Origin of the sequence: Streptomyces sp. AC558_RSS880 (assembly GCF_019049255.1) — a bacterium.
Classification (GTDB): domain Bacteria; phylum Actinomycetota; class Actinomycetes; order Streptomycetales; family Streptomycetaceae; genus Streptomyces.
On record NZ_JAGMUJ010000216.1, the window covers coordinates 1 to 10,637 of the forward strand.

10 protein-coding genes and 1 pseudogene are annotated in these 10,637 nt (G+C 70.3%); all 11 read right to left on the bottom strand.

What is annotated here, in order from left to right; genetic code table 11:
* Positions 1 to 155 precede the first annotated feature (155 nt).
* Positions 156 to 3,596 (bottom strand): LysM peptidoglycan-binding domain-containing protein, encoded by a 3,441-nt coding sequence (locus KUM38_RS41005; protein ID WP_217137238.1) that lies wholly within the window; start codon positions 3,594 to 3,596, stop codon positions 156 to 158.
* A complete protein-coding gene (locus KUM38_RS41010; RefSeq protein WP_217137239.1) occupies positions 3,596 to 4,066 on the bottom strand; it encodes a pilus assembly protein TadG-related protein in 471 nt (156 codons plus the stop codon). Before KUM38_RS41010 ends, KUM38_RS41005 begins: the two co-directional genes overlap by 1 nt.
* A complete protein-coding gene (locus KUM38_RS41015) occupies positions 4,066 to 4,518 on the bottom strand; it encodes a TadE/TadG family type IV pilus assembly protein (protein WP_217137240.1) in 453 nt (150 codons plus the stop codon). The genes KUM38_RS41010 and KUM38_RS41015 overlap by 1 nt, the downstream gene beginning before the upstream one ends.
* Before the next feature lie 5 nt (positions 4,519 to 4,523).
* Positions 4,524 to 4,952 (bottom strand): TadE/TadG family type IV pilus assembly protein, encoded by a 429-nt coding sequence (locus KUM38_RS41020; RefSeq protein WP_217137241.1) that lies wholly within the window; start codon positions 4,950 to 4,952, stop codon positions 4,524 to 4,526.
* Entirely contained in the window at positions 4,952 to 5,167 is a 216-nt protein-coding gene (locus tag KUM38_RS41025) for a hypothetical protein (protein WP_217137242.1), read from the bottom strand. The genes KUM38_RS41020 and KUM38_RS41025 overlap by 1 nt, the downstream gene beginning before the upstream one ends.
* 62 nt (positions 5,168 to 5,229) lie before the next feature.
* On the bottom strand, positions 5,230 to 6,117 hold the full coding sequence (locus tag KUM38_RS41030; protein ID WP_217137243.1) for a type II secretion system F family protein: 888 nt from the start codon (positions 6,115 to 6,117) through the stop codon (positions 5,230 to 5,232).
* Positions 6,114 to 7,058, bottom strand: coding sequence for a type II secretion system F family protein (locus tag KUM38_RS41035; RefSeq protein WP_217137244.1), 945 nt, complete (start codon positions 7,056 to 7,058; stop codon positions 6,114 to 6,116). Before KUM38_RS41035 ends, KUM38_RS41030 begins: the two co-directional genes overlap by 4 nt.
* A complete protein-coding gene (locus KUM38_RS41040; protein WP_217137245.1) occupies positions 7,055 to 8,530 on the bottom strand; it encodes a CpaF family protein in 1,476 nt (491 codons plus the stop codon). The genes KUM38_RS41035 and KUM38_RS41040 overlap by 4 nt, the downstream gene beginning before the upstream one ends.
* Positions 8,520 to 9,347, bottom strand: coding sequence for a hypothetical protein (locus tag KUM38_RS41045; RefSeq protein ID WP_217137246.1), 828 nt, complete (start codon positions 9,345 to 9,347; stop codon positions 8,520 to 8,522). Before KUM38_RS41045 ends, KUM38_RS41040 begins: the two co-directional genes overlap by 11 nt.
* The gene (locus KUM38_RS41050) at positions 9,347 to 10,060 is read right to left on the bottom strand and encodes an SAF domain-containing protein (RefSeq protein ID WP_308409164.1); all 714 of its coding nucleotides are present in this window, start codon (positions 10,058 to 10,060) and stop codon (positions 9,347 to 9,349) included. Before KUM38_RS41050 ends, KUM38_RS41045 begins: the two co-directional genes overlap by 1 nt.
* A gap of 27 nt (positions 10,061 to 10,087) precedes the next feature.
* A pseudogene (locus tag KUM38_RS42755) lies at positions 10,088 to 10,637 on the bottom strand (ATP/GTP-binding protein); the annotation flags it as partial.

Genomic DNA, 10,637 nt, shown 5'->3' on the forward strand with positions numbered 1-10,637 from the left:
CGGACGGCCGCGTACGAACCCGCGAAGCCGATTCCGGCGATGATCACGGCACCGAAGACGACCACGCCGATGAGAACCCGGTGCATCCGTGTCAGCTGAAGTGGCGCGGCCACGTGTGTGATCCTTTCAGCGGGTGGGGGTGTGTGGGATGCGGGTCAGAGGTTGTGGTCTTCGCCGGTTCGAGACTGGAGCAGCTCGTTGATGAGGTGGTCGGTTTCTGTTTCCAGTGAGCAGTCCAGGGCCTGGTTGGTTTGCTGGAGGCGGGTGATGGCGGTGTGCAGTCCTTGCCGGTTTCCTGCTGCGTGTTCGATGCGGAGCCAGTCGCGGTACAGCAGTTCGGCCGTGTCGTCGACCTCAAGGCCGGTCGCCACGGCCTGGCGGGCGACGCTGAGGTCGTGGTGAGGGCCTGCGGGGATGCGGTAGGTGGCCACGGTGTGCGCAACGTCGATGATCCGCGTGATCATCTCCTGCTGGTGGGGCTCGACCCAGGGCAGCGGCCGGCCGCCGAACGGCTTGCCCCGCACCAGGGCCAGCGCCTTTTCCAGGTCGGTCAGGCCGGAGGAACCCTGCGGCAACGCGCGCTCGACAAGCTGCAGGAAACGGGTCCAGTCGCAGCGCACGCCAGGGGAGAGACGGTAGGGGTCCTCGCTGGTGCTGCGGCGCGGCACGTAGGGCTGGCCGTCGGGGGCGTTGCCCAGGCAGCGGCGCAGACCTTGCAGCCGGGCGTTGAGGGTGCTCGTCGACCAAGGATTGATGGGGTCCATGGCCTCGCATAGCACGTCCGCGCGGCGGCCGGGCCGGAAGTAGAGCAATGTCGCCAGCTGCGCCATCCGCGGGCCGTGGCCGCTGCTGTCCACCCCCGTGACCTCGATCGGCCCCAGGACCCGGATCTCCGGGGCGTGCAGGTCGTGTGCGGCACCGGTGGCGGCACCTGGTGATTTTCTCTCCGCGCCGGAGTGCTCGTTGTTTGGCTCGGTCACTGCCGCAGGCACCGCCGCCGCGTCCGGGGCCTGCCCGAAACGATCATCCTGGCCCGAGGATGACTCGTCTGGAGACGGCCCGTCGGCGGTGGGCAGCAGACGCAGACCGGCCGGGTCGGTGGAGGCGGCGAGCAGAGCGGGGAAGACCGCCTCCCTCACCTCCGCTGCCTGCGGCGAGGCGGCCGACACGGGCTCGCTCGTGACCACAGGCTCTCCCACCGGAGCCGTCGGCTCCTTCGCTGTGGGCGACTTGGGCCGCTGGGCTTCAGGCTCGTTCGGAACCTCCCGCCAGGCCCCTTCGGCCGGGTGGGCCGGCTGCCCCAATACTTTCAGTGCGGTGGTGATCTGCTGGTAGGCGGCGTGTTCCAGGCGCTGTACCGTGATGTCGCATCCTGCGTTGTCAAAGCGCTGGGGAACGCCAAGTGAGGCGTTGAGGATTTCGGCCGTGGGGAAGTGCACGGCGGCCGTGCTCGCTGGGGCCACCAGGGTGACCGGCACCGCGTCGGCCTTGTCGATGACCTCGGCGAACTCCCAGGCCGTGTCCGCGTCCAGCGGTGCCGCGCACAGCAGCACATAGGGCTGGTGCCGGGTCTCGGGCATCTGGTGGGCCTCCAGCAGCCGCTCGCTCAGGTCCCGCAGGGCGTGCTCGGGCTGGCGCATGTGGGCGATGCGGCTGGTGGGCAGCAGCTGCGGCAGGTCCTCACCGAACCCGATGACGACGACTTCTGCCTCGGCCGCCCAGGGGCTCATGCCGAGCTCCAACGCCAGCGAGGTGCACACCTCGGTGATGTGGACCGGGTTACCGTCCAGCAGCAGCGCGGGCAGCTGGGCGAGGTTGAGCAGCACAAGGTCTCCGCCCTCGGTGGTGCCGATGGTGGCCAGGGCCGGATACGGCGCCGGCACCTCGCGTGCGTCCTGCTTGCTGAGCAGGTCCGCGTCGGCAGGCAGCGTCCACCAGCCACCCTCCTTTGCTACGAAGGGTGCCTGAGGGTCCTGCGTGAGGTCTTCGGGCAGCACCTGCAGGGTGCGGGCGCCGATCCGTGCGGCGCGCAGCTGAGGCAGCGTCGTGTCGTCCTCGCGCCGAGCCGCCTGGTGGGCCAGGGTCCGCAGCGCCAGGTCCAGGCGGACGGCACCGTCCGGTTCGGCGGCCGCCGCCAGCTTGGCCTCCGCGGTCGACGTCTCCGGGGCGATGGCGATCTTCTCGCCGGGCTTACGGCGACGACGCTGCAGCGTACGGCGCAGAGCCAGCGCACCGGTGATGGCGGCGGCCAGGAGCGCACCGGCACCCAGAACCGTGCGCAGATTCAGGAAGCTGCCGGCCGGTGCGGAGGGCTCGGAGGCCGCCGGGGCGGGGGAGGACTCGGCGGAGCCGGACGGCCCGGCCGATTCCGACGGCGTGGCGGAAGGAGACGCACTGGAGTCCTGCTCAGGCGTCGCCCCCGGTGCTCTCGCATCTCGGCTGGGCTGCTGGCTGGGAGCGGCCGTGGACGCTTCCGGGGCAGGCGTCGCGGTCTGGCTCGGCGCGGGCGGCTGCGCCTCTTCTTCTGCACGGTCGTTGGGCTGCTCGCCCTCGGGTGCCGGGGTGGCCGCAGGAGTGGAGGGCCGATCATCTGCCTCGTCGGACGGGGCATTGTCGTGGCTGTCGGCCGGAGGGGTGTGCCGTTCCTCGTCCGGTGTCCGGGGCTCGGGCATGGTGATCTGCTGTCCGGCGTAGATTATGTCCGGGTCGGTGATGGCGGGTAGGCCGTCCGGCTGCGGCTTGCCCTGGTTGGCGTCGAACAGTTCCTGCCACTGGCCGGCGTCGCCGAGTTCCTCCTGGGCGATCTTTGACAGGTAGTCGCCCTCGTGCACCGTGACGACACGTTCGCTCTCATCTGAGGCAGTGGATGCCTGGCCCGTGAGCTGCACGTGAAGCCCGTCGGCCGCCGCGGTGGTCTCGGGCATCTGCAGCTGCCAGCCCGGTTGCAGAAAGCTGGTGGACTGGAAGACCTGCCCGTCGGGCATGGTGCGGCCCTCGTTCAGGGCGGCGATCTCCCGCCACCGCTCGCCGTCGCCCAGCTCCCGTTCGGTGATGCTCCACAGGCTCTCACCCGGCTGCACCGTCCGCGACGGGCCCGGCTGGGAGCCGACCGCTTCCTGCCCCTGCTCAGCGGGCTGTTCCGCCGGGGAGGGGCCGGGTGCCTGGGCTGCGCTCGTGCTGGGGCCGGCGGCCTGGGCGGGGGATGCCAGCGCGGAGTTGGTGGGCAGCAGGATCAGGATGCCGCCGATCAAGGTGGCCGCCGCGCGCTGTGAGGCGCCCAGACCTCGGGGTGCGTGCCAGGCCCGGCCGCGCAGCTGCGCGACCATCTCGCGCACCGCACAGAAAGTGAACTGCGCCCAGCCGATCCAGCCGACCACGATGAGCAGCATCAAGAAGGCCGCGCCGGTGTCCTGGCGGTCCAGCAGGTGAGCCAGGTCGTCGCGGCTGGACTCCCAGACGACCGGAGTAGCCCAGGCCAGCAGCAGCGGCAGCCCGCCAACCGCGCCGAGCAGGACAAGCAGGCTCCCCAGGGCCTTGAGCACCCGGCCAAGGGTGCGGCCGGCCGAACGAGAAGCATGGGTGGTGGGCGTGGGCATCAGGGTCCTTCGGGTGCGGTGACGCCGTGCAGGAGCGTCGCCTTGCCGTGGCCGGTGACCGGCATGGAGCCGATCCCGACCACGGGCAAGAACTTTGTGTCGTAGCTGTCGGAGACGTTCACGGTGAGCGTCCTGCCGTCGCCAGAGACGCTGACGGTGCCGGTGGCGCCGACGGAGCTCAGGTAGGCCTGGGCCGCGGCGACGGCGCCCTGCGGGTCGACAATGACGGCCTCGCCGCTGATGGCCTTGGCCGGGTCGATGGCCTGCCCGCCGGCCCGGGCCGCTTCCCCGGCGATGTGGTCGGCGCGCTCGATGGCGCGCAGCTTGCCGCCTCCGTCGATCGCGATGCCGATGATCCCGAGCAATGCCACCACGCACACCGCTACGAACACGGTGACACCGCCACGGTCACCGAAGACATACCGGCCCCGGCGCAGGCGCAGGTGCAGGTGCAGGTGCAGGGGGTTCATCACGCTCCCCGCTGCCGGTGCTGGTCCACGACCGAGGTCACGGTCGACGTCAGGGTGCGTGCCCCAGGGGCGCCGGGCAGCAGTAGGTCCGCCAGGGGGACCGTGCACGAGACGGTCACCGTGACGGTGCCGACCTGCCCGACCGGCACACTGAGCCCACCGACGTCGATGCTGACGCTGCTGGAGGCGCACGTGATGCCCTGATCGTTCAGGGATTCGGCGGCCGCGGCCTGGGCGGCGGCCTGTGCGGAGACTGCGGTGCGGTGGATGGACACCTCCCGTGCCGCGTCCTCTGCGGCAGCGTCGATCTTGGCGCCGGAGGTGACGATGCGGCCGCCGGCGATCGCCAGGCAGAGGAACATCAGCAGTGGCGGCACGACGATGGCCGCTTCGATGGCGACGCTGCCGTCATCACGGCGTGTCCTTCTGGCCCACCGTGCCAGGCGAGACATGGTCTTCACCCCTCTCCCGGTACGGTCCAGCGCTCTACCGGCCCGGACGCCGACTGCGTGATGGTCAGACCCGGGATGCCGGGGATCATCGACTGCGCCGTTCCGGATACCTGAATGCGGATGCGTTCGCCGGTGCTGCCGGCGGTGACGGTGGGGGACCGCAGGCTGTCTCCGGCCGTGCGGCCCAGCACCTCCCGGGCCCGTGCCACGCCGTCGGCGGGGGAGGCCTGGTAGACGCGGGCCGCGGTGACTCCCTCGCGGGCGGCGGTCAGGGCGATCTGCCGCGCGTAGTACCACATGGAGGCCTGGATCACTGCGATCGCGGCGAGCAGCACGAAGGGGTAGACGATCGCCATTTGGATCGACGCGTCCCCGCGGTCGTCGGCCCATCTCCGCCCACGCCACCAAGCCGTAAGGCGAGCGCGATCACGCATCAGATGCCGCTCAGGTTTCCGTTGTACTTGGCGATCACCGCGGCGATCGTCCCGGCGATCACCAGGGCGCCGGTGACGGCGGCGACCCAGATGATGACGGTGGTGATGCTGATGTCGCCCCGGTCCGGGCGCCGCTGCAGCTCGGCGAGACCTTCCTCCAGCCGCGTGGTCAGAGCGAGCACGGCGCGGTAGGAACGGGCGGCGGTGTACTTCACGAGGTTCTCCTTGTCGGTCAGCAAGGTCGGGTAAGGGCCGATCGGGAAGGGCCGGCCGCGATTCAGACAGTGAGCATGCGGATCACCGCCGGGAACGCCATCAACAACATGACCAAGACGGCGAGCAGGGCACCGGGCGCGGTCATCTGCTCGCTGGCGGCATTCGCCTCCGCGGCCTGATCGGCCAGCAGTTCGGCGCTGAGTGCGGCGGTCCGCGCCCGCAGCGCCTTGTAGACGGCGGCGCCGTCGGTGGCCGAGCCGCGCATGATGTCGGCGACATCGTCCAGGACGGGCAGGTCGTACTCGGCAGCCAGCTCACCCAGTGCCTGATACGGCGGGATCTTCTCCAGCCGGGCCCGGCGCAGCGCACCCTGCAGATACAGGAAGGGCCAGCCCTGTCCGACGGCGGCCGCCTTCTCCAGGGCTTCGGTGGGGCCGGCGTCCGCGGCCCGCTTGAGCGCGACCAGGTCCAGGTAGGCGACCAGGGCGTGGGCGAACTCCGCCCGTGCCCGCTTGGCCTGGTCGCGCACGGCCAAATCCGGGGTGATGAACAGCAGGCCGGCGACGGCGAGTCCGACAACGGCGGGCACGTAGAAGGGCAGCGAGATGCCCGCCACGATCCACGGGATCGTGACCAGCACGGGGCAGAGCAGTCCGAGCGCGGCGAGCGCGGTCTTCTTCAGCATGAACTGGCCCGGGCCCTGGCCGAGCAGGGCCAGGTTCTTGACGGGCACCCGCACGCCGGGCAGGCGCTCGAGGCGGGCCAGCAGCCACCGCCCCCACACCTCGTCCCGGTCCAGATCCTGCTCGGCGGCCACGGACAGGCTGCCCGGAGCCGTACGCTGCAGAGCCGGGGCCAGGGCGGGCTGCGGGCGCAGCATTTCGCGGACCAGCAGGGCCAGGCCGGCGCCGACGGTGCCTCCGGTGAGTACGACGGGAAGGAGATTCACGGGCGGGCTCCTTCCGCCTCACGCTCGATGGCCGGCTCGGCTGCAAGAGGAGACACCGGTGCTGGGAGACGGACCGTGCTGCGGGCATCGGTGATCAGAAAGCGTGGGATGCGGCGGAAGGCGCCCAGCTGCCGCATCAGCGCGAGGGTGGCGACGAACCCGGCGGTGAGGAAGGCGAGGACCAGCTGGCCGAGCAGCGTGGAGTACGGGGCAGTGTAGGAGGGGACGAAAAACCCGGCCACCACGATGCCCACGGTGATGATGGTCATCCACCGCACCGTGGTGCGCGGCTTGGCGCGGTCTGCCTCAATGCTCCGCTTCTTGGCGACTTCCTCGCGGACTGTGCCCGCCAGGTCCTCCAGTGCCTGAGCTAGGCCCGGGCCGCGGTCGTTGACCGACAGGATCAGCGCGGCCACCACCTTGTCCGCGGTGACGTCGTCCAGCTCATCGCCGAACGCCCGCAGGGCATCCTCGGGGCGCCAGCCCAGCCGCAGCCGGTCGGACAGATTGACGATCTGGGCGGCGAGTTCGTCCGGGGCGCCCTGACGACTGGTGATCATCGCCTGTTCCAGGCCCATGCCCAGCCGCAGCAGGCCCGCCAGCCGCTGCGTCCACTCGCTCAGGCCCTCCAGCTGGCCGATGCGTTCCGCCGCGATCTGCCCTGGCGTGACCAGCCACGGCACGCCGATCACGGCCGCCCCCAGCAGGAGGCCGCCCACGAAGTTACCCGAGACCAGCCACACGCCCACGAACACCACCGCAGCTGCTGTCGTGAGTGCTTGACGGCGCCTGCGGACGTCCTCGGCCGGGCCCTGGCCGGCCTTGAGCCGCTGCAACAGCGGCGCCCGGCGTGACGCGGTTGTACCGACCACACCGACGACCACACCGATCAGTCCGCCCATTACGGCCATACCGCTCAACAGGGCCAACAGCAACGTCACCGGATCGCTCCCACCTTCAGTGGCAACGGCGCCGTCCAAGCGCCATACGGCTGCTGCAGCAAGCTGGAGTCGAAACCCACACGGCGCAGGTCGTCGATGCAGCCCGGGTCCATCCGCGGCACCGCCCGCAGCTCACCGAACTCCAGGCCGGGGGAGAAGACCTCGTTGGTGGCGGGACGCCCCGACTCACCGATCCCGGCCAGCTCCAGGACGTGGGAGACGTAGCGGTGGCGGCTGCCGCCGATCTGCGTCTCGTCCGTCATGTCGACGTACACGACGAAGTCCAGGCCGTTGGCGGTCTGCCGGTAGGCGAGCTGCTCGGACAGGTTGCCCTGCGCCAGCGCGTACAGCTCGGCGATGCGGTCGAAGATGATGTCCGGGCGGCGGGCGTGGATGGTGCACAGGTTGCCGCCGGCTCCGTTGGTGAGAGCCTGCATCATCGCCACGACCTCCGGGCCGCGGACCTCACCGACGACGATCCGCTCCAGCGACATCCGCAGCGCCGGGTGCATCAGGTCCAGCAGCGTGACCTCGCCGGCGCCGCGCCCGGTGAGGTCCTTCTCTCCGTTGGACTCCCGCCCGATCAGGGAGACGACCTGGCGGTGGTAGCCGTTGGCGTGGCAGAACAGCTCGTCCTCGGTCTGGATGGTCGCGAACCGCGTCTCCGGGTCGAACTCCTTGAGCATCGCCCGCAGCAGCGTCGTCTTCCCGGCCTTCTGCTTCCCCGCGATCATGATGTTCTTCTCCGCGCGCACACACGCGCCGAGGAACTCGCGCAGGATCGGGTCGATGGTGCCCAGCCGCACGAGGTTGTCCAGATCGGCGTGCGAGACGCGGTGCCGGCGGATGACCGCATACGTCATCGGCCCGAGCCCCGCGATCGCCTGCAGACGCGAGCCGTCCTTGAGGGACAGCGCGAGCGTCGGATTCGCCGTGGAGATCGTGCGCTCACTGTGCCCGGAGTCCCGAGCCAGCTCCCGCAACAGCTCCAGCAGCTCCTCCTCGGAGTCCGCGATCGGGCCCACCAGCTTGCGCTCGCCGTCGCCGTAGTCGAGCCATACCTCATGGGGGCCCTGGATGATGATGTCCTCGACCCGCTCATCGTCCAGATACGGCTGCAGCCGCCCCGCCCGGTACAGCAGGTCATAGACCGCCTGCCGCAGCGCCTCGTCCTGCTGCGGACTCATCGCCGCGGCATCCGACCACACCGCGACAGCCTCGGTGATCCAGTCCAGGCAGCGCTGCTCCTCGCTGGCCCGGTCCATGTCCGGGGCTGTCTTCAGGAGCTCCTCGCGCTGCTTGGCGACCTGCGAGGCGATGTGCCGAGCGACTTTGTAGTCCACCGTGACCTGAGGCGCTGCACCGAGAACCCTGGTGCCCGCGGGCGTGCCCTCCGTCGGCTGCGGCGCCTTGTGGGGACTGCCGGGCGGCGGCACTACAGTCGGGTCGGCGTGCAGAGGCCTACCGCGCATGGGACACCACCTGGCCCCTCACCGGCCCGCTGGGCGGACCAAGACAGGCACGGCGCGCGGCCGCCCGCTGCACCAGCAGGGTGGCAGTTGTTCGGGCAGCCTTCATCAGCGCGGACTTGGTGAAGTGGCGGGGCTGGTCGGCCCCGTCGGACAGCACGTGGGCCTCCTTCGGTGCATACGGCAGGGTCGCCACCACCGGCACCTGCAGCACCCGCTGCACCTCACCCGCGGGATAGGGCCCTTCATTGATCATGAGCAGGCCGATATTGCCGACGCGTTCCTCGAGCGCGGCCACCCGGCTCTGCGTGGCCTGCAGACACCGCAAGGTGTTGCGGACCACGACCAGCACGGCATCGGCCTGTTCGGCCAGGACACCGGACGGACCGACGGCTCCACGGCGACCGAGATCAATCAGGACGTCGTGACCGTGGTCGGCGTCGATGCCGCGGAACATCGCCGCGAGCCCTTTCCAGACCGAACTCAGGCTCGCCGCTTGGGCGGGGTCGGTGATCCCGGGCAGCAGCAGCCGATCGCGTGGCGACTCGGCCTTGCCGTCCTCGCTGCTCAGGTCGATCAGCTGCCGCCAGAAAGCCTCACCGAACTCGCCTTTGCGGGCCGCGACCGACAGGTTCCGCAGCCCGTACCGGTCCCCGAGCGTGCCCTGCAGCAGACCGTGCAGCACGGCGCCGCCGTCGGGGTCGCACTCGGCCAGGATCATCCGCCGGCCCGGCTCCAGCGGCCACGACAGCAGCAGGGCGAGAGCACTGGTCGTCACACCAGGTGCACCGCTGCACCCGGCCAGCGCAATGACCGCCATCAGCGGCCATCCGGGGCATCGAGGACCAGGCGCAGCGTGCCGGACGACACCCACGCCGCCGCGGTGGGACCGTCCTTCGCGGACGTGGCCACATCGACGACCACCACCCCGGTACCCGGAGCAGCCGTCGACGCCTTCACCACCCGACCCGCAATGGTTTTGGGTACGGCGCCGTCGGCTGCCTCCTCCGTAGTGGCGGCCGCGCCCTGGGCCGGCACCTGCACCAACTGAACTCGCTGCCCCGGCACCAGAGCAGTCGCCGGAACCTGATCAGGCTTCAAGCCGATCGGCACCAGCTGCTCACCCGGCTTCACCAGCGAATCCTTCGTCACCTGCGACGGCGACAGCAGCGAGCCCAGCTTCAGCTCCACCGCGGCCCGCTTGCCCACGACCGACTTCAGATCATCGGCGCGTACGGCCTTGACCGCCGGGTCCAAGGCGACGGATGCCTCGCCCAGGTCCTGCTCGGTGAGGACCTGACCAACCTGGACGTCACGCACCACGGTCACCACCGGCGTGCGGTCCCCGACCTGTAAGAGCAGCACAGCGACACCAGCGCCACCAGCTGCGATCAATGCCAGCGACAGAGCGATCACGCCCGGCCGTCGCCGACGGGCGGATACCCGAGGCGGCGCCACCGGACCCGCCACCGCCTGCTGCGGAGACACCCCGTTCGCGACGGGTGTGCCAGTACGTTCCTTGGTCTTGCTCACCCTCATGTCCTTTCGGCGGCTCGGCGACTACCTGACGACCTGCACTTCACCGACGGCCACCTGCACATCTGAGTGCCGGATCTCCGTGAGCTGGCCGGCTGCCCCACCGCCCTGCCAGTCGATCGTCCATGTCGAGGTGGCGGTGACCGCGTACTTCCCGCCCGGCGCACCGGCTGACGTCTTGGAGTAGACATGGCCGCAGGTCGGTGACTCAGCCATGCCTACCGAGCCGGTGTAGGGGACGCCGGGGCCGGTGCACGTCACTGTGGAGCCGTCCCCCATCCGCCAATCGATCTTCGACACCTTGGCGATGGCCGTGACCGTCACACCACCCGCCGACGCCGACGCCGTGTTGGGCCCATAGGTCGTCGCGCTCTGGTTGACCCACATCCACATCGGTATACCGACCGTGTACCTGCCTGCCGACCGAGGGCTGGCGATGTCGGGGCCGAGCAGCGTCATCTTGTCCACGGCCTGCTGGGCGAGCACAGCCGGGTCAACGGTGGTCTCGTCCCCAGGCGGCTCGGCAAGCCACACCATGCGGACGATGGTGTCGCCGCTGTCATTCCATCTGCAG